General features: G+C 71.6%; 19 protein-coding genes. 9 read left to right on the plus strand and 10 right to left on the minus strand.

Features of this window, described 5'->3' with window-relative positions; genetic code table 11:
* Positions 1 to 65 precede the first annotated feature (65 nt).
* Both ACFY8U_RS08155 and ACFY8U_RS08160 read right to left on the minus strand, forming a co-directional pair.
* The gene (locus tag ACFY8U_RS08155; protein WP_361444727.1) at positions 66 to 248 is read right to left on the minus strand and encodes a hypothetical protein; all 183 of its coding nucleotides are present in this window, start codon (positions 246 to 248) and stop codon (positions 66 to 68) included.
* Positions 249 to 264: 16 nt separating this feature from the next.
* On the minus strand, positions 265 to 1,356 hold the full coding sequence (locus ACFY8U_RS08160; protein WP_389567233.1) for a fatty acid desaturase family protein: 1,092 nt from the start codon (positions 1,354 to 1,356) through the stop codon (positions 265 to 267).
* 322 nt (positions 1,357 to 1,678) lie between these two features.
* Between ACFY8U_RS08160 and ACFY8U_RS08165 the strand changes: the two genes are divergently transcribed.
* The gene (locus ACFY8U_RS08165) at positions 1,679 to 4,723 is read left to right on the plus strand and encodes a DEAD/DEAH box helicase (RefSeq protein ID WP_389567236.1); all 3,045 of its coding nucleotides are present in this window, start codon (positions 1,679 to 1,681) and stop codon (positions 4,721 to 4,723) included.
* Positions 4,720 to 6,033 carry an SWF or SNF family helicase gene (locus tag ACFY8U_RS08170; RefSeq protein WP_389567239.1) on the plus strand — a complete coding sequence of 438 codons (1,314 nt, stop codon included), beginning with the start codon at positions 4,720 to 4,722 and terminating at the stop codon, positions 6,031 to 6,033. Before ACFY8U_RS08165 ends, ACFY8U_RS08170 begins: the two co-directional genes overlap by 4 nt.
* Before the next feature lie 67 nt (positions 6,034 to 6,100).
* Here the strand turns inward: ACFY8U_RS08170 and ACFY8U_RS08175 are convergent, their stop codons facing one another.
* Positions 6,101 to 6,685, minus strand: a complete 585-nt coding sequence (locus ACFY8U_RS08175) for a hypothetical protein (protein ID WP_389567242.1) — start codon at positions 6,683 to 6,685, stop codon at positions 6,101 to 6,103.
* A 123-nt stretch (positions 6,686 to 6,808) separates the two neighbouring features.
* Entirely contained in the window at positions 6,809 to 7,663 is an 855-nt protein-coding gene (locus ACFY8U_RS08180) for a bifunctional 5,10-methylenetetrahydrofolate dehydrogenase/5,10-methenyltetrahydrofolate cyclohydrolase (RefSeq protein WP_389567244.1), read from the minus strand.
* Between the two features lie 426 nt (positions 7,664 to 8,089).
* On the opposite strand from ACFY8U_RS08180, the gene ACFY8U_RS08185 reads away from it, so the two are divergent.
* On the plus strand, positions 8,090 to 9,370 hold the full coding sequence (locus tag ACFY8U_RS08185) for a GAF domain-containing protein (RefSeq protein WP_389567246.1): 1,281 nt from the start codon (positions 8,090 to 8,092) through the stop codon (positions 9,368 to 9,370).
* Between the two features lie 45 nt (positions 9,371 to 9,415).
* Positions 9,416 to 10,939 carry an aldehyde dehydrogenase family protein gene (locus ACFY8U_RS08190; protein WP_389567249.1) on the plus strand — a complete coding sequence of 508 codons (1,524 nt, stop codon included), beginning with the start codon at positions 9,416 to 9,418 and terminating at the stop codon, positions 10,937 to 10,939.
* On the opposite strand, the gene xerC is transcribed toward ACFY8U_RS08190, so the two are convergent.
* A complete protein-coding gene (xerC, locus tag ACFY8U_RS08195; RefSeq protein WP_389567252.1) occupies positions 10,936 to 12,498 on the minus strand; it encodes a tyrosine recombinase XerC in 1,563 nt (520 codons plus the stop codon). The two genes, ACFY8U_RS08190 and xerC, sit on opposite strands and share 4 nt — an antisense overlap.
* Entirely contained in the window at positions 12,495 to 12,692 is a 198-nt protein-coding gene (locus ACFY8U_RS08200) for a helix-turn-helix transcriptional regulator (RefSeq protein ID WP_389567255.1), read from the minus strand. The genes xerC and ACFY8U_RS08200 overlap by 4 nt, the downstream gene beginning before the upstream one ends.
* A gap of 2,056 nt (positions 12,693 to 14,748) precedes the next feature.
* Between ACFY8U_RS08200 and ACFY8U_RS08205 the strand changes: the two genes are divergently transcribed.
* Together ACFY8U_RS08205 and ACFY8U_RS08210 are read left to right on the plus strand one after the other, a co-directional pair.
* On the plus strand, positions 14,749 to 15,702 hold the full coding sequence (locus ACFY8U_RS08205; RefSeq protein ID WP_389567258.1) for a sulfite oxidase: 954 nt from the start codon (positions 14,749 to 14,751) through the stop codon (positions 15,700 to 15,702).
* Between the two features lie 101 nt (positions 15,703 to 15,803).
* Positions 15,804 to 16,826 (plus strand): NAD-dependent epimerase/dehydratase family protein, encoded by a 1,023-nt coding sequence (locus tag ACFY8U_RS08210; RefSeq protein WP_389567261.1) that lies wholly within the window; start codon positions 15,804 to 15,806, stop codon positions 16,824 to 16,826.
* Positions 16,827 to 16,856: 30 nt separating this feature from the next.
* Here ACFY8U_RS08210 and ACFY8U_RS08215 read toward each other — a convergent pair whose 3' ends face one another.
* Together ACFY8U_RS08215 and ACFY8U_RS08220 are read right to left on the minus strand one after the other, a co-directional pair.
* Positions 16,857 to 17,969 carry a sensor histidine kinase gene (locus tag ACFY8U_RS08215; RefSeq protein WP_389567264.1) on the minus strand — a complete coding sequence of 371 codons (1,113 nt, stop codon included), beginning with the start codon at positions 17,967 to 17,969 and terminating at the stop codon, positions 16,857 to 16,859.
* On the minus strand, positions 17,962 to 18,771 hold the full coding sequence (locus ACFY8U_RS08220) for a response regulator transcription factor (protein ID WP_389567266.1): 810 nt from the start codon (positions 18,769 to 18,771) through the stop codon (positions 17,962 to 17,964). The genes ACFY8U_RS08215 and ACFY8U_RS08220 overlap by 8 nt, the downstream gene beginning before the upstream one ends.
* 124 nt (positions 18,772 to 18,895) lie before the next feature.
* Here ACFY8U_RS08220 and ACFY8U_RS08225 point away from each other — a divergent pair, with 124 nt between their 5' ends.
* The 3 genes from ACFY8U_RS08225 to ACFY8U_RS08235 are packed head-to-tail and all read left to right on the plus strand — an operon-like array spanning position 18,896 to position 20,882.
* On the plus strand, positions 18,896 to 19,612 hold the full coding sequence (locus tag ACFY8U_RS08225; RefSeq protein ID WP_389567269.1) for a glycosyltransferase family 2 protein: 717 nt from the start codon (positions 18,896 to 18,898) through the stop codon (positions 19,610 to 19,612).
* Entirely contained in the window at positions 19,609 to 20,229 is a 621-nt protein-coding gene (locus ACFY8U_RS08230; protein WP_389567272.1) for a DUF2064 domain-containing protein, read from the plus strand. Before ACFY8U_RS08225 ends, ACFY8U_RS08230 begins: the two co-directional genes overlap by 4 nt.
* The gene (locus ACFY8U_RS08235; protein WP_389567275.1) at positions 20,226 to 20,882 is read left to right on the plus strand and encodes a class I SAM-dependent methyltransferase; all 657 of its coding nucleotides are present in this window, start codon (positions 20,226 to 20,228) and stop codon (positions 20,880 to 20,882) included. Before ACFY8U_RS08230 ends, ACFY8U_RS08235 begins: the two co-directional genes overlap by 4 nt.
* Before the next feature lie 65 nt (positions 20,883 to 20,947).
* Here ACFY8U_RS08235 and ACFY8U_RS08240 read toward each other — a convergent pair whose 3' ends face one another.
* Both ACFY8U_RS08240 and ACFY8U_RS08245 read right to left on the minus strand, forming a co-directional pair.
* Positions 20,948 to 21,352: a hypothetical protein gene (locus ACFY8U_RS08240; protein ID WP_389567279.1), complete on the minus strand. Its 405-nt coding sequence runs from the start codon at positions 21,350 to 21,352 to the stop codon at positions 20,948 to 20,950.
* Positions 21,352 to 22,494, minus strand: a complete 1,143-nt coding sequence (locus ACFY8U_RS08245) for a molybdopterin-dependent oxidoreductase (RefSeq protein ID WP_389567280.1) — start codon at positions 22,492 to 22,494, stop codon at positions 21,352 to 21,354. Before ACFY8U_RS08245 ends, ACFY8U_RS08240 begins: the two co-directional genes overlap by 1 nt.
* Positions 22,495 to 22,507 lie beyond the last annotated feature (13 nt).

The raw sequence follows: 22,507 nt of genomic DNA on the forward strand, positions 1-22,507 counted from the left end.
ACCATCGAGCGTACGTCAGCCGTACGTCCAGGTCAGCGGGTGGTGGCGGCTCGCCGAGGACCTCCTCAGCGGTTGAGCTCCTTGCGGGAGATCCGGCGCAGTCGGCGCCGCTGACTCGGGTCCAGGGCCAGGTACGCCACGGCCGGGACACCGAGCACGATCAGCAGGGAGAACCAGAATCCGATGAGGGGCCACAGGAGGAGGCCGACGGCCACTCCCCCGATCACGATCTTCGTCCGTGTCGACATGTCCGACGCCTCCTTGTCACGCTGCCGAGCGCAGCGGCTCCCCGACCTCGTGCAGATGTCCGAGCGCCTGTCGGTAGGACTCGACGAAACCGGTCTCTGTGTAGGGGATACCCACCGTACGACAGTGCGCACGCACGGCGGGCTGAGCGAGCCGAAGATGCGGCCGCGGCATGCTCGGGAAGAGGTGGTGCTCGATCTGGTAGTTCAGTCCGCCGAGGAACCAGTCGGTCAGGAAGCCGCCCCGGATGTTGCGCGAGGTGAGCACCTGGCGTCGCAGATGCCCCCAGCTGTCGCCGTCCGGGTGGGCGTCCGGCATCTCCATGCCCTTGTGGTTGGGGGCGAAGGCCATGCCCAGGTGCAGTCCGAGGAGCATCTGGTGGATCAGGGCGAAGACGAGCGCCTGGCCCACGGTGAGGGTGCTCAGGAGGAGCGTCGCGTAGAGAACGACATGGGCGAGGAGCAGGGCGCCCTCGACGAGTCGCTCGCGCCGGGTCCGGTAGGGCCCGTCCTTGGAGAACAGGGCCTGGAAGCCGTACACCTTCAGCGCGATGCCCTCCAGGGTGGTCAGCGGGAAGAAGAGCCAGGCCTGGTGGCGGGTGAGCCAGCCACGGAACCCCGCGCGGCCGGTGGTCTGGTGCTGGGCGAAGACGAGGATGTCGGCCGCGACGTCCGGGTCCTTGTCGAGGTGGTTGGGGTTCGCGTGGTGACGGTTGTGCTTGTCGTTCCACCACTCCTGGCTCATGCCGAGGAGCAGGTTGGCGTGGACGAGCTGGATCAGCCGGTTCCGCCGTCGGTCCGCGCTGATCTGGGCGTGTCCGGCGTCGTGGCCGACGAAGGCGACGCGGGCGGAGAGCAGGGCGAGCGGGACGGCGAGGAGGAGGGCCCACCAGGAGGGGCCGAGCAGGACCAGGCCCGCGACGACAGCGGCAAGGCCCAGGAAGTTGACCGTCATGCCGCGCGCGTACCAGCCGGCCCTGCGCTCGAGGAGTCCTTGCTCCTTGATGGTCCGCAGCAGCGGTGCGAACTCGCTGGCGCCGCCGCGTCCGGCGTCACGCCGGGCCGCGGCGCTCCGATCTGGCGCCGTGAGCGTTGCTGTTGCCTGGGGCATGGCGGTCTCCGGTGTCCGTGGGCGATGGCCCGGGCGGGGACCGCCCGGACTCCCTCGAACGTACGGATCGGTGATCCTCCGCAGCCATGGCGTCACCCCCCGAGGCCCGAGGGGGCCTCCCCGGGGGCGGGGGTGGGGCTGGCTCCACCCTTAGGGGTCCGGGGGGCCTCGCCTGCTATCCACGCGGCGATGGAGCGCGCACTCGGCAGTGTCCGGGAGGGCGCGGAAGGTGAGCCAGGTCACGGTGATTCCGCTCCCGGACGCCCGGTCGCTTCCTGTACCCTCGGCCGCTCGGCCCCAGTAGTCAAATTTGAGGAATGCGTTGTCGCCGTTCCAGAGACTCGATGAACTCGCCCCCTGCTCCGCCGTTTTCCTGCCCGCCGATCCGCCCCGAGCGAGCCGTATCGCCTTCTGGTCCCCCGACGGGACTCCGCCCACCGACGGTCTGCCGGCGACGGAGGGCCGGCTGACCGTGGTGGGCGACGACGTACGACCGCAGTCCGTCGCCGCCGCGCTGCTTCCCGTACGGGACGCCCTGCCGCTCCTCACGCGTGCCCGGTTCTCGGACAGCGCCTCGCCCGCGACCGCGTTCTGGGGCGCCGCCACCCTGTTCGCGCTGCACCTGGCGGCGCGGGGGCTGCTCCTGCCCGGCCTCACGGCCACCGATCGCGACGCGTGGCGGGCCGGACCGCTGGGCCATGAGGAGCTCGCCGAACTCCGGGCGCTCGCCGCGTCGATGCCGCCCTCCGCCCATGCCGTACCGCTGGCCGGGGACGGACCGGCGCCCGAGGCAGAGCCACTGTCCCTGCCCGAGCCGCTGTTCCTCCCCGAGCCCGAGGAGCTGCTGCGCGCCTTCGTGGACGCGGTCGTGGACGGGCTGCCGCGCACGCCGGCCGCCCCGCTCGCCGCCGGCGGGCCCGCCTTCGCGGCCGACGAGCCGCAGGAGCTGGCCCGGCAGCGGGCCTGGGCCGCGGACGTGGCGGCCGGCCATGACGCGGGCGTACGGCTCTCACTGCGCCTGGAGCTGCCCGGGCTGAACGAGCGGGAGGCCCCGGCCTTCCGGGCCGTGCTCCAGATGCACGGCGTCGCCGACCCGACGCTCGTCGCGGACGCGGCGGAGGTCTGGGCCGGGTCGGGCCCGGCGGGCACGGCGGGCACGGCGTTCGGACCGCGGGCCCGGATGGACGCCCTCCTCGCGCTGCGCCGCGCCGCCCGCGCCTGGGCGCCGCTGACACCTCTGCTCTCGGCGGCCGTACCGGACGCCGTCGAACTGGCCGACGAGGAGGTCACGGAGCTGCTCGGCCCGGCTGCCCGGGCGCTCGCCGCGACGGGACTCCAGATCCACTGGCCGCGCGACCTGGCCCACCGGCTCAGCGCCCGTGCCGTCATCGGCCCGCCGGACGACACAGAGCTGGACACGGCTGGACCGCTGGGCAGCAAGAACTCCGCGGACACCTCGGAGGCCACGGCAACCTCCGACGACACCCACGAGGACGGCACCGGCTCCTGCGGCCGGCGCTCCTCCGCGCTCCCCTCCTTCCTCTCCGCCGACGCCCTGCTCGCCTTCAACTGGCGGTTCGCCATCGGCGACCAGGAGCTCACCCGCTCCGAGCTCGACCAGCTCGCCGAGGCCGGCCGCCCGGTCGTCCGACTGCGCGACCAGTGGGTGCTCGTCGACCCGGCGGAGGTACACCGTGCCCGCGCCGCCAAGGACCGCAAGGTCACCCCGGTCGACGCGCTCGGCGCCGTACTCACGGGGACGACCGAGGTCGACGGCCGACGGGTCGAGGTCCAGGCGACCGGCTGGATGGAGCAGTTGCGCGCGCGCATCGACGACCCGGAGGGCGGCCCGCAGGAGGTCGCCCAGCCCGCCGCGCTCGCCGCGACCCTCCGCGACTACCAGCTGCGCGGCCTCAACTGGCTGCACCGGATGACCTCGCTCGGCCTCGGCGGCTGTCTCGCCGACGACATGGGTCTGGGCAAGACCATCACCCTCATCGCGCTCCACCTTCACCGGCAGAGCGAGCCTTCGGCCGCCGGGCCCACCCTCGTCGTCTGTCCCACCTCGCTGATGGGCAACTGGCAGCGGGAGATCGAGAAGTTCGCGCCCGGCACCCCGGTGCGCCGCTTCCACGGCCCGACGCGCAGCCTGGAGGGCCTGGCCGACGGCGAGTTCGTCCTCACGACGTACGGCACGATGCGACTGGACACCGGCCAACTGGCCGCCCGTACCTGGGGAATGGTCGTCGCGGACGAGGCCCAGCACGTCAAGAACCCGTACTCGGCCACCGCCAGGCAGCTCCGCACCATCGGCGCCAAGGCGCGCGTCGCCCTCTCCGGCACCCCGGTCGAGAACAACCTCTCCGAGCTGTGGGCCATCCTCGACTGGACGACACCCGGTCTCCTCGGCAGGCTCGGCACGTTCCGCTCCCGCTACGCCGCCGCCGTCGAGGCGGGCGAGGATCCTGCGGCGGCCGAACGGCTGGCCGCGCTGATCCGCCCCTTCCTGCTCCGTCGCCGCAAGTCCGACCCGGGCATCGCGCCCGAGCTGCCGCCGAAGACCGAGACCGACCGGGCCGTCTCCCTGACCAAGGAGCAGGCGGGCCTGTACGAGGCGGTGGTGCGCGAGAACCTCGCGGCGATCGCCGAGGCGGACGGCATGGAGCGGCGCGGGTTGGTGGTGAAGCTGCTGACGGGGCTCAAGCAGATCTGCAACCACCCCGCCCAGTACCTGAAGGAGGAGCGGCCGCGCGTCGACGGCCGTTCCGGCAAGCTGGAGCTCCTCGACGAACTCCTCGACACGATCCTCGCCGAGGACGCGAGCGTGCTGGTCTTCACCCAGTACGTCCAGATGGCGCGGCTGCTCGAACAGCACCTGGCGGGGCGCGGCGTACGCACGCAGTTCCTGCACGGGGGCACCCCGGTCGCCGAGCGGGAGGCGATGGTCGCGCGTTTCCAGGCCGGTGAGGTGCCGGTCTTCCTGCTGTCCTTGAAGGCGGCGGGCACCGGGCTCAATCTGACCCGGGCCGGGCATGTCGTGCACTACGACCGCTGGTGGAACCCGGCCGTCGAGGCCCAGGCCACCGACCGCGCGTACCGGATCGGGCAGACGCAGCCGGTGCAGGTCCACCGGCTGATCGCCGAGGGCACGATCGAGGACCGGATCGCCGACATGCTGCTGCGCAAACGGGCGCTGGCCGACGCGGTGCTCGGCGCGGGCGAGGCGGCACTGACCGAGCTCACGGACGCCGAGCTGGCGGACCTGGTCCGTCTCCGCGGCGACGGCGGTGGCGCTGGCGCTGGCGCTGGCGCTGGCGGCGACCGGGACAAGGACGCGGACGGTAACGGGAACGGGGACGGACGATGAGCGGGTACGCACACGACGACGAGCGGACCTTCGCGGCGCTGCCGCCGGCCCGGGGCTCGGCCTTCGCCCGCACCTGGTGGGGTCAGGCGTGGCTGAAGGCACTTGAGGACACGGCGCTCGACGGCGAGCAGCTGAAGAGGGGGCGCCGGCAGGCGAGGGCGGGCGCGGTGGGCGCGGTGTCGGTACGGCCCGGCCGGATCACGGCGGTCGTCAAGGACCGTGACGGCTCCTCGTACCGCAGCGATGTGCTCCTGCAGGAGCTGTCGGAGGACGACTGGGACCGGCTGCTCGACCTGGCGGTCGAGAGCGCGGGCCATATCGCCGCCCTGCTCGACCATGAGATGCCGCCGCATCTGGTGGAGGACGCGGCGGCGGCAGGGCTCGAACTGCTGCCGGGCATCGGCGATCTGGATCCCGAGTGCGGCTGCGAGGCGTGGGACCACTGCCCGCACACGGCGGCGCTCTGCTACCAGGTGGCGCGGCTGCTCGACGAGGATCCTTTCGTGCTGCTGCTGATGCGGGGGCGCGGTGAGCGGGCGGTCCTGGACGCGCTCCAGGAGCGCAGCGCGGCGCAGGCGGGGACGGAGGAGTCCGCCGTCGAGGGGTCGGCGCCGACGGGCGTACCGGCCCAGGAGGCCTTCGCCGCACGCGACATCCTGCCCCCGCTGCCGGCTCCGCCCGTGCTGCCCTCGACGCCCGGTGAGCCGCCGTCCCTGGACACCGAGACCGCGCCGGAGCCGGGGATCGACCCGGCGGCCCTGGAGTTCCTCGCGGCGGACGCTGCGGCCCGGGCCCATCGGTTGCTGGCCGAGGCGCTCGCCGCTCCGGGGCGCGAACGGGCGGGCGCGGGCACGGGCACGAGCACGGGCACGAGCACGGCGGATCCGGCTCTGACGGTCGCTCAGGATGCGGTGCGGCTGGCCGCCGGGGCTCCCCCGCCGTGGATCGCGGCTCGTCTCGCCGACGGGTCCGGGCGGCGTCGGGCGGAGCTGGACGTGGCCACGCGCGCGTGGCGGTTCGGAGGCGCTGCCGCCCTCGCCGTACTGGAGGAGGAGTGGACGCCCGGTCCGGAGGCGCTGGCCCGGGCGAAAGCGGTGCTCACGGAGGCCTGGGAGGACGACGACCGGCCCGTACTGCGGCAGGCCGCGGCGGCACGCTGGACGGTGGTCGGTGCCGAGGCGCAACTGCGTCTGGGTGAGGACGGCCGATGGTGGCCCTTCCGCAAGGAGCGCGGCCAGTGGGTCCCGGCAGGTCGAGCGGACCTGGATCCCGCCGCCGCGCTCGCGGCGCTGTCGGCACGGGAGGAGTGACGGAAGGAGTGACGGGCGGAATGACGGCCGGACCGGAAGGCACCCTTGCTGTGACCGGAGGGCACGGTCACAGCAGGGGTGCGGTGAGCGGGCGGGCCGTGGTGCCGGGGCGGGTGTACGCGCTGAGGCTGCAGGCCACGGTGTCGGAGCCGAGGAGGTAGCCGGAGCGGTACGGGTACTGGACGAAGGTGGTCCAGCGTGTGCCGTGCGGCTGCCCGGCGGCCTTGCGGCGCAGCGGCTCGCGGCACAGGGCCGCTGCGGCGTCCCGTATCTCCCGGTCGGTGCGGTGGTCACCGACGAGCCGTACCACGGTGACGAGTTGGGCGTGGTGCGGCCGGTCGCAGTCGCGCCGTACGACCGTTCCGGGCTCCGCCCGGTCGATGTCGAAGCACTCCCCCGGCTTGATGTGCTGGTAGCCGACCGCCGCAAGGTCGTCACCCGCCGTCGCTCCCTGCGGCGCGAGTCGCTCGCCCGCGGCAGGCGCGGCCTCGACGGTCACGTCACCCGGCGCGGTCGGTCGGGCCGCAGGGGTGTCGGACAGCCGGCTCTCGACTCCCTGACGGCCCGTCACCATGACGGCCACGATCAGGATGATGAGCGGCACGAGGAAGTACCGAAGGGGCGAGGACAACTCGCCGATGAGCGGGGACATGGCGACCAGAGTCACCCGCCGCCCGCCCAACGCACTTGACCTACGGCCGAGTTGAAGCACGGCCCGCACAGAACTGTGACACTTCCCTTACCTGTACGGGCCGTTCGTGGACCGCTCGATGCGCTAGAGGCCGAGCTGGCGCTCCGCACCCTCGACGGTCTGCGCGAGGAGCACGGCGATCGTCATCGGGCCGACTCCGCCCGGTACGGGCGTGATGAGGGAGGCGCGCTCGGCCGCGCTCTCGAAGTCGACGTCACCGACGTTGCCCGGGTTGTAGCCCGCGTCGATCACGACCGCACCGGGCTTGATGTCCTCACCCTTGATGAAGCGCGGCTTGCCCACGGCGGCCACGAGGATGTCGGCCTCGCGGACGATCGAGGAGAGCTCCGTGGTGCGCGAGTGGCAGTACGTGACGGTGGCATCGCGGCCGAGCAGCAGCAGGCCGGCGGGCTTGCCCAGGATCGCGGAGCGGCCGACGACGACGGCCCGCTTGCCGCTCAGCTCGACGTCGTACGCGTCGAGCAGGCGCATGATGCCCCCGGGCGTGCAGGAGACGAACCCGGGAAGGCCGAAGCCCATGGCGGCGAAGGAGGCCATGGTGACGCCGTCGACGTCCTTCTCCGGCGCGATCGCCTCGAAGGCGGCACGCTCGTCGATGTGCGGGCCGACGGGGTGCTGCAGCAGGATGCCGTGGACGTCGGGGTCCTGCGAGAGGGCGGTGATCGCGGCGACCAGTTCCTCGGTCGTCGTCTCGGCGGGCAGCTCCACGTGCTGGGAGCGGATTCCGGCCTTCGCGCAGCGGTTCTGCTTCATCTTCACGTACGTGACGGAGGCGGGGTCCGCGCCGACGAGCACCGTGGCGAGACAGGGCGTGACGCCGGTACGGCGGGTGATCTCGGCGGCACGGGCGGCGGTCTCCTCGACCGTACGGCGGGCGAGCGCGGTGCCGTCCATGAGGGAAGCGGTGCTGGTGGACATGGGCCACTCCTGGGCGTCGTCGATGACAGGGAGATCGCCCAGGCGCACGGCAGCGTCGGATTCGCGCGGCTGCGCGGGGTCCGGCGGGACCGCTCCCCGGTGGTGATCCACCTCAAGCGCCAGTCACGGCCCGAGCCCTACTCTACGTGAGGCCGCGCGAGCCCACAGGGGCGGTGTCCGGACAGGGCGCGTACGCGGAGGTGCCGGGGAGCTTGTCGCCGCCCTCCGCGCGCACGACGATGACGGACGGACGGGACGGACGGAACGGACGACGGGGCGAGCCGGACCGACGACCGAGCGACCGGACGGCGGCGGCCGGACGGCGGCGGCCGGACGGCCTCGCCGCGCGGGCGGCAGTTGCCGGCGGGGCGGATCGGGTCGGATCGGGTCGGCGACCAACCGTGGGACCTCGACAGGGAGGCCGAGTTGAGCGATGCGTGGGTGGCGGCGGAGCCGGACGCCGGAGCGCTGCGGCGGGCGCACGAGGTGTTCACCAGCGGCGGCCAGGTCCACCTTCCCCCGGTACGGCCGCTGGTGGCGGAGTCGTGGCGGCGCTCGGCGCGGGCCCGGGTCAGCCCGGACGGCGCGGCCTGTGTGGAGCTTGCCGAGGACGAGCTGGCAGGGCACCGCGAGGAGCATCCGCTGTCGGCCGCGATGCCGGTGATCCGTGAGCTGATGGGCACGTACGCGACGGACGGCGAACATCTGCTGGCGGTCTGCGACGCGGCGGGCCGGATGCTCTGGGTGGAGGGCCATCCGGGGACGCTGCGGCGGGCGCGGGCGATGAACTTCGTCGCCGGGGCCCGCTGGTCGGAGTCGGTGGCCGGGACGAACGCGCCCGGAACCGCGATCGCCGTGGACCGCCCGGTGCAGGTGTTCAGCGCGGAGCACTTCCGGCGGCCGGTGCAGGCGTGGACCTGCGCCGCCGCTCCCGTACACGATCCCCACACCGGGCGGCTGCTCGGCGCGGTGGACATCACCGGCGGGGACGGGCTGGCGCATCCGCACAGTCTGGCGTTCGTCCAGGCGGTGGCGCGGGCGGCGGAGTCCCAGTTGGCCCTGCTCGCGCCGGCGCGCGCCGCGGACCGGGTCCGGCTGGCGGCGCTCGGCCGGGACGAGGCACTGCTGACCGTGGCCGGCCGGCGGCTGCGGCTGAGCAGGCGGCACAGCGAGATCCTGGTCGTCCTGGCCCATCGCCCGGAGGGGGTGAGCGGCGACGAGCTCCTGACGCTGCTGTACGAGGACGAGTCGGTCACCCCGGTCACGCTGCGGGCCGAGCTGTCCCGGCTGCGCGGGCTGCTCGGGCCGGAGCTGCTCCGGTCCCGCCCGTACCGGCTGGCGGCGACGGTGGACGCGGACTTCGCCACGGTGGACCGGCGCCTCGCCTCGGGTGCGGTGTCGGCCGCGCTCGCCGACTACGCGGGTCCGCTGCTGCCGGTCTCACGCGCCCCCGGGGTCGTACGGCTGCGTGAGCGGCTCGCGGACGGGCTGCGGGCCGCGTTGGTGGACCGGGGCGATCCGGCGCTCCTCGCGGACTGGACGTACAGCGCGTGGGGCGGGGACGACGTGGAGATGTGGCGTGCGCTGTCGGAGGTGGTACCGGCGTCGGGGCGTCCGCCGGTGGTGGCTCGGCTGCGGGCGCTGGACGCCGAACTGTCGGCGGGCGCAACGGGGTTGCAACGTCCGGCTCCGCAGACTCGGCGGTGAGCGCCGGCCAGGGACGGCCGGCGCGGTCCGAGGGAGGCCATGTCCATGACCCGTTACGCCGCACCCGGTACCGAGGGCGCGATCATGTCGTACCAGGCCCGCTACGACCACTGGATCGGCGGTGAGTACGTGGCCCCGGTCCGGGGGCAGTACTTCGAGAACCCGAGCCCGGTCGACGGCCGTCCCTTCACCGAGGTCGCCCGCGGCACGGCCGAGGACGTGGAGAGCGCCCTGGACGCGGCGCACGCGGCGGCCCCGGCGTGGGGCCGTACGGCGCCCGGGGAGCGCGCCGGGGTCCTCCTGCGGATCGCCGACCGGATGGAGGCACATCTGGAGGAGCTGGCGGTCGCGGAGAGCTGGGAGAACGGCAAGCCGGTCCGCGAGACGCTGGCCGCCGACATCCCGCTCGCGATCGACCACTTCCGCTACTTCGCGGGGGCGTTGCGCGGCCAGGAGGGCGCGCTGAGCGAGATCGACGACGACACCGTCGCGTACCACTTCCATGAGCCGCTCGGGGTCGTCGCGCAGATCATCCCGTGGAACTTCCCCATCCTGATGGCGGTCTGGAAGCTGGCCCCGGCGCTGGCGGCGGGCAACGCGGTGGTCCTCAAGCCGGCCGAACAGACCCCGGCGTCCGTGCACTTCTGGATGAGCCTGGTCGCCGACCTGCTGCCGCCGGGCCTGGTGAACATCGTCAACGGCTTCGGCGTGGAGGCGGGCAAGCCGCTCGCGTCGTCGCCGCGCGTCGCGAAGATCGCCTTCACGGGTGAGACGACGACGGGCCGGCTGATCATGCAGTACGCCTCGGAGAACATCAAGCCGGTCACGCTGGAGCTGGGCGGCAAGTCGCCGAACATCTTCTTCGACGACGTGTGGGCGGCGGACGACGACTTCCGCGACAAGGCACTGGAGGGCTTCACCATGTTCGCCCTGAACCAGGGCGAGGTGTGCACGTGCCCGTCACGCGCCCTGATCCAGCGCGGCCACTACAGCGAGTTCCTGGAGGCGGCGGTCGCCCGCACGGAACGGATCGTCCCGGGCCACCCGCTGGACACGGACACGATGATCGGCGCCCAGGCCTCGAACGACCAGCTCCAGAAGATCCTCTCGTACCTGGACATCGGCCAGCAGGAGGGAGCGAAGATCCTGACGGGCGGTCAGCGCATCGAACACGGCGGCGAGTTGGCGGGCGGCTACTACGTACAGCCGACGATCCTCGAAGGCGACAACCGTATGCGGATCTTCCAGGAGGAGATCTTCGGCCCGGTCGTCGCGGTGACCTCCTTCACGGACTTCGACGACGCGATCCGCACGGCGAACGACACGCTCTACGGCCTCGGCGCGGGAGTCTGGACCCGCGACGGCAACACGGCCTACCGCGCGGGCCGCGCGATCCAGGCGGGCCGCGTCTGGACGAACTGCTACCACGCGTACCCGGCACACGCGGCGTTCGGCGGCTACAAGCAGTCGGGCATCGGCCGCGAGACCCACAAGATGATGCTGGACCACTACCAGCAGACGAAGAACCTGCTGGTGAGCTACTCCCCGAAGAAGCTGGGCTTCTTCTAGCGGAACGGAAGAAGGCGCCTGACCTGGGGTTTTCCCGGGTCAGGCGCCTTCTTGGAGCGCCCGGCCCTTCCCATGGGGGAGGCGTCGAAATACTCCTCTTCTTCCAGTTCATCCCACCCGTATCCCAGTCCTGACCAGCAGTTCCGGGCCATACACGGGCCAGATTGCGGCTCAGCCCTTGGGGCTGCTGTCCTCGCTGCGCCGGCTCCACTCCTGCATCGACTCCTCGATGAGCCGATTGGAATGCTCCTGAACACCGTCCAGGAACTTGGCGTAGTGCTGGAAGAGCACTTGGATGCTCTGGCCAGCCGGCGCGCGCATTCGGCAGGATCCACGCCGGAGTGCAGCCAGAACGAGATACCGGCATGCCGGAGGTCATAGGGCCTCTTGGCGAGGAGCGACGGCTGCTCATTGGGAGCCAGGGCCTTCTTACGGGCCCGCTCCCATGTCTTGCCGTAGGCTGCTGCGTCCACGTAGCCGTCGGCCGCATTTCGAAAAACTCGACCATCGGGCGCAACGCCGAAGCGATCGACGTGATTTCGCAGTGTGTGCACGAACGACGGCGGTATCGGCACGGGGCGCGTGGCCTTGACGGCTCGCCGCTTCAAGGAGTGCACTTCGTGGACCGAGCCATCGCCCGTCCACTCCTTGCCTGCCGTGACGACACCTCCGCTCAGGTTGAGCATGCCCCAGCCACTCTTCGGCAGATGGCACCGTGAGATCTGCAGGTGGATGACCTCCGCCGGACGCATGGCCGCGTAGTACATGCAGCCGAAGAACGCCTCAAGGTGCGGGCCGCGTCCCCGTTGTTTGCCAACAGCGGTCAGCAGGCGAGCATCCTGGGTCGGGTTCGGCACGCATGCCGGGTCCACTTCCTCACTCACCCCAGGAACCTGCCACTTGACCCTTGCGAGCGGATTCTCCGCGAAGTATCCCTTGTCGACGGCAGTTCCGAGGACCTCACTGAAGGCCGATCGTTTCCGCAGGGCAGTCTTCGCCGCGGCGGACTCTCCGTCGATCTTCCGGCCAAGCGCGTCCAACGCCCTGCGCACGACATCTGGTTCCATCAGCTCACTGATGGGCAGGGAGTGCCGCTGCATCCAGTCGAGGGCATGCTGCCATTCGGCGGACGGCTCACTCTCCCAGGCGCGCTTGTTGAACGCCCATGAATACAGCGCGCGCCGCAGAACCCTCGGCTCCGAGTAGCGCGCTTCGCGCCGCACCAGCGCGGGCGTGATGGTGGCGAGTGCATCAGCGAGAGTACGACGGGTGTTGCCAGGCGTTCGGTCCCATCGCTCATCGATGTAGGCATGAGCCAGGTCGTACCAGGTGGTCCGCTGCCTAATGGCACGGATCTCGGAAGCCGGCAGACCAGTCTGCTCGTCGAACGCCTCACCGTCCCGCGCGGCCGTCATGAGCTTCGCGCGACGGCTCTCGGCCAGCCCCTTGGTAATGAAGGACTCCGACCGCTCGCGGCCGTTGACCGTCCATCGGACCTCGAACGGCTTGCGACGCTTGGGCCGCTCCCGGATGTCCCAGAAGCGGACCTTGTAACTCATCGCCATTCAGGCGTATCCCTTTCGCACGCCTGCCACCAGGCGTCAAGGTCGGCACGACGGCAACGGAGTTCGTCGTTCGGCAGCTTGATCATGCGAGGAGCCTGGTTGCGGGCACGCAGACGGTAGAACGCCGACGGACTCATGCGAATCTCCGCCAGGACCTCAGCGAGTTTCAGCGCAGGGGGACGAGCCATTTCTTCCTTTCAGTCGGGGAACAGGAAGGGCTACACAGGTGGAGGTCGCAAGGCAGCACTGTGCAGTCCCGGGAAAGCGCGTCCGCCGGCTCCACTGCCAAGCACGGCCGAGACGGACGAACATCAATGGTCGCGATGATCCCCGGTTTGGCCAACCGGGGATCATCGGCTATGTTCCGCGCACGACTGACGCCTTTGCCGCTCTTCCCCCTACACGGTCTGCGCGCAGGAGGCCAGCTGATACGAATCGAAAGGGGGCATTCACACCACCCGCGACAGAGCTAGTCAATCGAACCGATCGAAGCGTGTGCAGCAGCAGAATGGAATCCTGATCGAGTAACCCGGTCGGCCGCTTCCGGCCCTGTTCCTCAGGGGTGTTGTACGTTGACATAGCCCCGGAGAGGGTTCCAGCCCTTTGGGATTCCTTCTCATCTGCTGTGGGCGAATACCGGAAAGCGCAACGCCGCTCACCGCAGCCCTCAGCACCTGCCTGCGAACGGCATCACAGGATGTTCCACCGGAGCCGCTCGTCCCGCTTCCCCAGACCCGCGACCCGCCGGTGCACCTCAGCCAGGGACCCGGGGCATGGTGAACCTTTCGGGCGTTCGTGGTGATCATGCGTAGTTCTCGGATGTCTCGAAGGGTCTGGTATCCGGGCCACGCAGTGACGTCCCACCCGTATTTTTCCGCGAAGGCTCCGTAGTGGGCGCGTCCAAAGCCGAATCGCCTGCAGTGGACTTCGACGGTGACGAGGTCCCATTCCGGCTGGCCGCAGGCGATCGTGTCCCAGTCGCACAACACGGCGCCTCCGTCGGTGGTGTGCAGAGCGTTCCGGTGCTGTGGATCGCCTTGAGTCAGCCCGGGAGCGAGGGCGAACTGCACTTCGTGAAGTTGCTCTTCGAGGCGGTCGGTCTCGTCTTCGATGTGGCGGAGTGAGGCCGCCGGCAGGCAGGTGATGTCGGCGAGGGAGCGACGGATGGCACGGATGTAGTCGTGCTCCGGGAAGTCGAGTGGAGGCGAGCCCAGTGTGTGTAGGGCGTGCAGGGGTTTGGCGAGTTGCTGGGCCTCGACGGGGTGCTCGGGCTGCGGTAGGTAGGTCCAGAAGGTGACGGCATGCCCGTTCACGACGACTGGTTGCTCGACCGGGTGGAGGGGACTGTGGGGAAGCCCGCCTCCACCAGCCAGCGAACGAAACCGTACGCGTGACGTCGTCGATTGCGGTGCCCTTGCGGGCGATCCTGACTACCACCTGCTCCTTGTCGAGGAGCACGACTGCGTTGGTGTGTCCGCGAAGGAGCCGCGCACCACGGCCGTCGAGGCGAGCCTCCGCGCATCCGCGCTCTAGAACCTGGTACATCTCGGACTCGTCGAACCCGCCCGGGGCCGCCGCTTGTGTCATGCCCTCCAGGCTCCCTGACGAAGTCCCGGGCTGTCGCATGTGCCCTGGCGGAAGCTTCATGATCTCGCGCAGTTCCCTAGCGGCTCGGCTGCTCTCTGGATCCCTGGAGGGCCGCAGACCTCATCCAACGGTCGGCAAGCCAATCAGCGGACGTGGTATCGGAAGGCAACGGCACAGAATTCTTCGGCTACGGCCCGGATGCGCGTAGTGCATGAGAGGGTGCACGGCGCTTACCTCGCGCCCGCCATCCCACATACCTAGCGCTGGCGTACGGAAGGACTCCGCCCTGACCGTCGAGGCCCTCCTCTCCTGCGGATACAAGGAAGAGGCGCGGGCCTCGGTCGGCTGGCTGAAGTCGGCGATCGTAGGCCGGCTGGAGACCATGCAGGCGATCTACCTCGGCACCCGCACCGCCGCCCCCGTCGCAGGAGGTGCCGAGCGGAGCGCCGCGCGCGACCATGGAGAGATGCAGCGGCCGTCTCTGCGAGACATCAGCGCCCCGGGGCGTCTGGCCGATGCCTTCACCGGCATCCGCCAGACGCCCCGGGGCGTCTGGCGGATGCCGGTGAAGGCATCGGCGCGGACGAACTGCAGCTTGCTGCGCGCAACCACGGGCTGCCGCTGGAGGCTTTGCGCTACGAGATCACACCGGCCGGAATGCACTACGTGCTGGTCCACTACGACATCCCCGAAGCGGACGGCGAAGCATGGCGCCTGTCCGTCGGAGGAAAGGTACGCACGCCCCTCAGCCTCGACCTGGCCGCCCTCCGTACGCTCCCCACCATCACCCGCCGGGTCACGATGGAGTGCGCGGGCAACGGCCGGGCACGGCTCTCACCCCGACCCGTCAGCCAACCCTGGCTGGTCGAGGCCGTGGGCACCGCCGACTGGACAGGCGTACCGCTGCGCTCGGTGCTCGACGCGGCCGGAGCAGCGACCGGTGCGGTCGAGGCCGTGTTCACCGGCGCCGACCACGGCGTGGAGCGAGGCGTCGAGCAGGACTATCAGCGCAGTCTGCCGCTGCCGGCGGACAAGGACGTGCTGATCGCCTACGCCATGAACGGCACGCCCCTGTCCCCACAGCACGGGTACCCACTGCGGCTCGTCGTACCAGGCTGGTACGGCATGGCCCATGTGAAGTGGCTGCGCGACATCACCCTCGTCGACAGCCCGTTCACCGGATTCCAACAGACGGTCGCCTACCGCTACCGGCAGGAACCGGAAGAGCCCGGCGAACCGGTCACCCGGATGGCGCCACGCGCCCTGCTCGTCCCGCCCGGGTTCCCGGACTTCATGTCCCGCACCCGCGTCGTGCACCCCGGGTCCGTGCGGCTGGAGGGGCGTGCCTGGTCAGGGTACGGGCCGATCGAACGGGTGCGGTTCAGCCCAGACGGTGGGCACACGTGGACCGACGCCGAGGTCACACCTCCCGGGGAGCACCCCGGCGCCTGGCAAGCCTGGCACACGGAATGGACGGCCACCCCAGGCAGCCACACCCTGGCGGTCCGGGCCTCGGATTCCTCCGGCCGCACCCAGCCCCTCGAACAGCCCTGGAACCGCGGAGGTTTCGGCAACAACCTCATCCAACGCGTCCCTGTCCTGTGCTACTGAACTGATGAGACTGGAAGGGAAGGCTGAGGACCCTCTTACGGATCCGTGACGCGCGGCCCGTCGAGCACCTCGCCGGAACCGAGGCGGCATAGCTTCGAGGCATGCGCGTACTTGTAACTGGAGGAGCGGGCTTCATCGGCTCGCACATCGTCGCCGAGCTGATCGGACGCGGGCACGACCCGGTGGTCTTCGACATGACGGAGGACGGGCGGGACGTACGGGATCCTGCTGCCGTGCGGAAAGCCCTGGCCGGGGTCGACGCGGTCTGTCACCAGGCGGCCAAGGTGGGCCTGGGCAAGGACTTCGGGGACGCACCCGGGTACGTGTCGGTCAACGACCTCGGTACGGCGGTGCTGCTGGCCCAGATGACGGAGGCGGGCGTACGAGGGCTGCTGCTCGCCGGGTCGATGGTCGTCTACGGCGAGGGGCGGTACGAGTGTGCCACGCACGGCGTGATCCGGCCCGGTCCGCGTGCCGAGGCCGACCTGAAGGCCGGTCGTTTCGAGCCGCGCTGTCCTGACTGTGGTGCCGACCTGGCACCCGGTCTGGTCGCCGAGGACGCGCCGATGGACCCGCGGAACGTATATGCCACCACCAAGCTCGCGCAGGAGCACCTCGCGTCCTCGTGGGCCCGGGCGATCGACGGGCGCGCTATCTCGCTGCGCTACCACAACGTCTACGGGCCGGGGATGCCCCGCGACACCCCGTATGCGGGCGTGGCCGCCCTGTTCCGGTCCGCGCTCGCGCGCGGCGAATCGCCGCGCGTCTTCGAAGACGGCGGACAGCGGCGGGACTTCGTCCACGTACGGGATGTGGCCTCGGCCAACGCGGTGGCGCTGGAGGCTCTGGCGGACGGGCCGGGCTTCGCCGCGTACAACGTCGGCAGCGGCGATCCAAGGACCGTCGGCGACATGGCACAGGCACTGGCCGGCGCGTGCGGAGGCCCGGACCCGGTCGTCACCGGCGAGTACCGGCTGGGCGACGTGCGGCACATCACCGCCGACTCTGCGCGGCTGTGCCGCGAGCTGGGCTGGCGCCCGACGGTGCCGTTCGCCGACGGGATGGCCGAGCTCACGGGCGAGGGCCCGGCCCTGCGGGAGGCTGGGCTCGCCCGGCAGCCGTAGGGCAGCAGTGGGCTGACCTGGAGGGAACGGCTACCCCGCCGGTGCCGGCAGGGTCAGTTCGAAGCGGCAGCCGCCGGAGACGTTGCGGACGTCGGCCCGGCCCGCGTGGGCCTCGACGATGCCCCGGACGATCGCCAGGCCGAGGCCCGCCCCCGAGGGGGGAGTACGTGCCGGGGCACCGCGCCAGCCGGTGTCGAAGACGCGCGGGAGGTCGTCCTCGGGGATGCCTCCGCAGGCGTCGGTGACCGAGAGCACCACGGAGTCCGCGCGGCTTTCGGCGGCGATCGCGACGGTGCCGTCGGCGGGGGTGTGGCGGATGGCGTTCACGAGGAGGTTGGAGAGAACTCGGGTCATCTCCTTGCCGTCCACCTCCACCGGGAGCGGTGCGACGTTCTCGCCCGCCAGGCGCACGCCGTGTTCCCGGGCAAGGGCGTCGGCACCGGCCAGGGCGTCTCCGACCAGGTCGTAGAGGGACATCCGGGTGGGACTGAGGGACAACGCGCCGGCGTGGATGCGGGAGAGCTCGAAGAGGTCGCCGACCATGGAGTTGAGGCGGTCGACCTCGGTGCGCATCTGGCGGTGGTAGCGGGCGGGATCGGCCGCCATGCCGTCCTCCAGCGCCTCCGACATGGCGCGCAGCCCGGCCAGTGGGGTGCGCAGGTCGTGCGAGATCCAGGCCACGAGCTCGCGCCTGGACGTCTCCAGGGCCCGCTCGCGTTCACGGGAGGCGGCCAGCCGTTCGCTGGTGAGGGCGAGCTCGCGGCTCAGGGCCTCGAACTCGGCGGGGGCGGGTACGAGCGGTGGCGTGAACGAGCCCTGCTCCCCGAAACCGCGGGCCGCACGGACGAGTTCCCGGCATCGTCGTACGACCTGGCGGCCGAGGAGCAGCGCGGTGGCCAGCGACACTGCGGCCGCCATCGCGACGACCATGGTCACCACGGCCAGGTCGTGGGAGGACAGGAACATCGCCCACGCCACCGCGAGCGTCCCGGCGAGCATCGCGGACACGGCGACGGCGGCGACGACGGCGAGGGACACCGCGAGACTCCGGTGCCTGAGGACGCGCAGCGCCACGGCTCCCAGAAGCCCCGCGGCGCCTGCGCCGAGGAGGGCGTACAGGGCGATCAGCAGCAGGTCACGCACGGCCGGCCGCCGTCTCGGCAGCCGACGCGGCCTCCGTGGCCGGGCTCGCCTCGAAGCGGTAGCCGACGCCCCAGACGGTCTGGATCAGTCGCGGGCTCGCCGGGTCGTCCTCAACCTTTCCGCGGAGCCGGCGCACGTGGACGGTCACGGTGGACAGGTCTCCGAAGTCCCAGCCCCAGACCTCGCGCATCAGCCGTTCCCGGTGGCAGACCTGCCCCGGGTGCCGAAGGAAGTAGGCGAGGAGATCGAACTCCCTCAGGGTGAGGGCGAGTTCCCTGCCGTTCTTGGTGACCCGACGCGCCGCCGGATCCAAGGACAGACCCGCCGCGGCGAGGCGTGGCTCACCGGCCGGAGCGGCGGCCGTCGCCCGGCGCAGGACCGACTGCACGCGCAGGACGAGCTCACGCGGGCTGAAGGGCTTGGTCACGTAGTCGTCCGCGCCCACCTCCAGGCCCAGAATCCGGTCGTCCTCGTCGCCGCGCGCGGTCAGCATGATGACCGGGACGGGCCGTGTGCCGCTCTCCCGTGCGCGCAGTCGGCGGCAGACCTCCAGTCCGTCCATACCGGGCAGCATCAGGTCGAGCACCATGAGGTCGGGCCGGAGCTCTTCGGCGGCGCGCAGCGCGGCCGGCCCGTCCGCGGCCAGGCGAACCGCGAAACCGGCCCGCTTCAGATACCCGGCCACGACCTCCGAGACGGTCGGATCATCGTCCACGACGAGAACACCGCCCAGCGCACCGATCTCGTCGGTGCCGTCGGGCCGGTGCCCTTCGTACGCACTCTCCCCATCGCTCACTGCCATGGCTCCAGGTTGTCACCCGGCTGGGCCCGGGTGCGGCGCGGGTTCCCCTCCTCCGGGATTGCGTCCGCGTTTCGTAAGGAGTGGAAGAGCCATTTCCCGCTACTCGGTTCCTACGGTGTGGAGGGTGACTTCATCTGCTTGCGCACCGCCCCGCGCGGACCTCGTACTGCCGTGCCTCGACGAGGCCGAAGCACTCCCCTGGGTGTTGGGGCGCGTGCCCGCCGGATGGCGGGCCATCGTCGTCGACAACGGGTCGACCGACGGCTCCGCGGAGATCGCCCGAAGCCTCGGGGCGACCGTCGTGCACGAGAACCGACGTGGTTTCGGTGCGGCCTGCCACGCCGGGCTGCTCGCGGCGCGGGCCGACTTGGTCTGCTTCTGCGACTGCGACGCCTCCATGGACCCGGGGCTGCTCGCCCCGATGGCCGCACGGGTGGCATCGGGTGAGGCCGACCTGCTGCTCGGCCGCCGCCGCCCGCAGGGCTTCGGCGCATGGCCCACGCACGCCCGCGCCGGGAACCTCGCCCTCGCACGGATGCTGCGCCACCGCACCGGCCTGCGGCTCCACGACCTCGGCCCGATGCGGGTGGCACGCCGGGAGGCCCTGCTCGGCCTGAGGCTGACCGACCGGCGCAGCGGCTACCCGCTCCAAATGGTGGTGCGCGCCGCGGACGCGGGCTGGCGGGTCGCCGAGACGGACGTCCCGTACCTGCCCCGCTCGGGCAAGTCCAAGGTCACCGGGACCTGGCGGGGCACCTGGAACGCCGTACGCGACATGCGCCGGGTCCTGGCGGAGCCGCCCGGCGCACCGTCCGTCTCGGCCGGGGAGGTCTCCGTATGAGCACCCTCCTCGTCATCGCCAAGGCTCCCGTGGCGGGTCGGGTCAAGACCCGCCTCACCCCGCACTTCACCCCGCAGCAGGCAGCCGATCTGGCACGTGCCGCACTCGAGGACACCCTCGCAGCCGTGCTCGCCACTCCGGCCGGGCACCGCGTCCTGGTGCTCGACGGGCGACCGGGGTCCTGGGTGCCCGAGGGCATCGAAGTCGTTCCGCAGACCGCGGGCGGCCTCGACGTCCGACTGGCCGCGGCCTTCTCCCACGCCGACGGACCCACCCTGCTCATCGGCATGGACACACCCCAGGTCACCCCGGATCTCCTCGCCCAGGGCCTCGACTTCAGCGAGACCGACGCCTGGTTCGGTCCCGCCGACGACGGCGGGTTCTGGGCGCTCGGCCTGGCCGAGCCCGACCCGGCGCTGCTCCTCGGCGTCCCCATGTCGGTGGCGCACACCGGGCGGAAGCAGCGCCGACGGCTGACCGCGTCCGGGCGCGCGGTACGGGACCTGCCCGAGCTGTGCGACGTGGACACCCCGGCCGACGCGGCACAGGTCGCGGCCGCCATACCCGGCACACGCTTCGCCACCCTCCACGGTGGCCTCTGCGCGGTGACGCGATGACCACCCAGCTGACCGAGCCCGCCCTCGCCTGGCGTGCCGACCCGTACGCCAAGGCCCTCCGCTCCGGCCGGGGCCCGCTCTACCTGCGCCGAGGCGACGGCTGGCTGCTGCCCCTGGAGGTCGAGCGATGGTGCGCCGAACCCGACGCGGCCGACGCCACCGTCCTCGACCGCTGCGACGGCCCGGTCCTGGACATCGGCTGCGGACCCGGCCGCCTCGTCACCGCCCTCGCCGCACGCGGACACCGGGCTCTGGGTGTGGATGTCACCCCGGAGGCGGTGGCCCGCACAGTCCGCGCGGGAGGCAGCGCCCTGTGCAGATCGGTCTTCGATCCCCTGCCTCGTGAGGGCCGCTGGGACACCGTGCTGCTCATCGACGGCAACATCGGCATCGGAGGTGATCCGGCCGCCCTGCTGCGCCGCGCCGCCCGACTGGCCTCACCGAGCGGCTCCTTGCTGGTCGAGGTGGCCACCACCGAGGTCGACGAGCGCGTCGAGGTCCACGTCGACGACGGCCGCGGCGGCCGCGGAGCGCCCTTCCGGTGGGCCCGGCTCGGCACGCGGGCCCTGTGCGCCGAGGCCCCGGAAGCCGGCTGGACCCGCGCCCTCACCTGGCAGGCCGCGGGCCGCAGCTTCGTGGCCCTACGCCGCTGACGACGCGACGTGAAGGGGGCCGACGCCGGAAACACGCGTCGGCCCCCTTCTGCATCGCCCCCGGCTCACCGCCGCCGAGCCGCCCGTAGCAGGCATGCGCGCACCGCGACGTATGCGACCGTGATCACCGCGACGGCCGCCATCGCGAGAAGCCAGTTCCGCGCGTAGTCCAGCGGCAGAACCGTCGCGTTGGCCACGCCTTCGGGGCGTAGGAGCGGCGGCAGGGCGATGGCCGTCAGCGAGCCCGCGACGATCAACGCGGCGCGCGGAACTCCACGCAGACGCAGACCCGCTGCCGCGGCGAGCGCGGCGATCGCGAAGACGAGCGGTGCGATCAGCCCGTCGTGCACGAGGACCCCGCCCGCGAGCCACACGCCGACCCGCCACGGCTCGGGTTGCTCCAGCACCAGGGCACCGCCGAAGGCCATCAGGACGATCCCACAGCCGCCCAGCACGTACCGGAACACCATCACAGCACCTCCAGTCGGCCGACCCACTTGGTCTGAAGCACTCCGGGCCGGTTCGGGGCGATGATCCGCGCCGGGTAGCCGTGGTCCAGGGACAGGACTTCGCCGTTCAGGCCCAACGCCAAGAGGGTGAGCGGGTCCTGAGCGTACGTGCGGCCCATCTCCATCACCCGGTACGCGCCCGCCGCCTCCAGTGACACCACCCGGCACCGTGCCCCCGAGCCGCCGCCCGCCCGGTGCAGCAGGTCGCGCATCCGTACCCCCGTCCAGCGGGCGGACTTGCTCCAGCCCTCGACACATGCGATCGGCAGGCTCACCTGGTACTGCGGCATCGCGCGCAGTTCCTCCAGAGTGAGGCTGTACGGGCGCGGCCCGGCGACGGTCAACCGCCAGTCGGTCAGCGACGCCTCGGTGACGCGTGCCGCGGCGGCCGTGCGGTTGACCGGCAGTCCCTGCGGCCCGTGGTCCGGGCTGCGCGGGCCGAACAGCTCCAGCGGGCCGAGTGCGGTGACGGACTGGCCGACGGTCGTCAGCGTGACGGCGCCGACCCCGGCCGCGACGGCCGCCAGCAGCTGGCGGCGGTCTGGTCCGTCGGCGGAGGGAAGAGCGATGGTGCCGGGTGAGCGGCGGGTGAAGTGGTCCCGGATCTGTGGCCATTGAACGGCGACGTGGAGCAGCAGCGCTCCCAGCAGCAGCCAGGCGACGGCGTAGTGCACGGGCACAAAAGAGAACGGCCATGGGTACCACTGGAAGGTGTTCAGCAGTCCGGTGAACAGCTCGAAGATCCCCGCGGCGACGAGCACCGCCACCGAGAGGCGCTCCAACGCGTGACGGGCCGACCGGACCGGCGGCCACGTGAAGAGTCGGGGGTAGACCGCCCACAATTTGACCATCAGCAAGGGGATCGCGGCTATGCCGGAGGCCACGTGCAGCCCCTGGGTGAGCCGGTAGCCCCAGTACGGGCGGCTCGGCAGCCGGTCGGCGAGCCAGGCGGGCGGGTGCTGGAGGTAGTGGCTGAGCACGCCGGTCGCGAAACAGACGACGATGGCGAGCCCGAGCCAGCGGCCGATCGCGGTCGCGGTACGGGCATCATGCAGACGCGCCGTGAAGGTGATCGGCGGTCCAGGAGGCGGAGTTGAGCGCATGAGCCCATGACAC

Source organism: Streptomyces sp. NPDC012508 (genome assembly GCF_042902595.1).
In the GTDB taxonomy this organism is placed as follows: domain Bacteria; phylum Actinomycetota; class Actinomycetes; order Streptomycetales; family Streptomycetaceae; genus Streptomyces.

Excerpts from the sequence above, each read along its gene's own strand:
- ACFY8U_RS08205 (WP_389567258.1), top strand. The coding sequence starts at position 14,749 with ATGCACTACGTGCTGGTCCACTACGACATCCCCGAAGCGGACGGCGAA.
- ACFY8U_RS08230 (WP_389567272.1), top strand. The coding sequence starts at position 19,609 with ATGAGCACCCTCCTCGTCATCGCCAAGGCTCCCGTGGCGGGTCGGGTC.
- ACFY8U_RS08155 (WP_361444727.1), bottom strand. The coding sequence starts at position 248 with ATGTCGACACGGACGAAGATCGTGATCGGGGGAGTGGCCGTCGGCCTC.
- ACFY8U_RS08170 (WP_389567239.1), top strand. The coding sequence starts at position 4,720 with ATGAGCGGGTACGCACACGACGACGAGCGGACCTTCGCGGCGCTGCCG.
- ACFY8U_RS08235 (WP_389567275.1), top strand. The coding sequence starts at position 20,226 with ATGACCACCCAGCTGACCGAGCCCGCCCTCGCCTGGCGTGCCGACCCG.
- ACFY8U_RS08190 (WP_389567249.1), top strand. The coding sequence starts at position 9,416 with ATGACCCGTTACGCCGCACCCGGTACCGAGGGCGCGATCATGTCGTAC.
- ACFY8U_RS08240 (WP_389567279.1), bottom strand. The coding sequence starts at position 21,352 with ATGGTGTTCCGGTACGTGCTGGGCGGCTGTGGGATCGTCCTGATGGCC.
- ACFY8U_RS08220 (WP_389567266.1), bottom strand. The coding sequence starts at position 18,771 with ATGGCAGTGAGCGATGGGGAGAGTGCGTACGAAGGGCACCGGCCCGAC.
- ACFY8U_RS08180 (WP_389567244.1), bottom strand. The coding sequence starts at position 7,663 with ATGTCCACCAGCACCGCTTCCCTCATGGACGGCACCGCGCTCGCCCGC.
- ACFY8U_RS08210 (WP_389567261.1), top strand. The coding sequence starts at position 15,804 with ATGCGCGTACTTGTAACTGGAGGAGCGGGCTTCATCGGCTCGCACATC.
- ACFY8U_RS08200 (WP_389567255.1), bottom strand. The coding sequence starts at position 12,692 with ATGGCTCGTCCCCCTGCGCTGAAACTCGCTGAGGTCCTGGCGGAGATT.
- ACFY8U_RS08160 (WP_389567233.1), bottom strand. The coding sequence starts at position 1,356 with ATGCCCCAGGCAACAGCAACGCTCACGGCGCCAGATCGGAGCGCCGCG.
- ACFY8U_RS08175 (WP_389567242.1), bottom strand. The coding sequence starts at position 6,685 with ATGTCCCCGCTCATCGGCGAGTTGTCCTCGCCCCTTCGGTACTTCCTC.
- ACFY8U_RS08245 (WP_389567280.1), bottom strand. The coding sequence starts at position 22,494 with ATGCGCTCAACTCCGCCTCCTGGACCGCCGATCACCTTCACGGCGCGT.
- xerC (WP_389567252.1), bottom strand. The coding sequence starts at position 12,498 with ATGAGTTACAAGGTCCGCTTCTGGGACATCCGGGAGCGGCCCAAGCGT.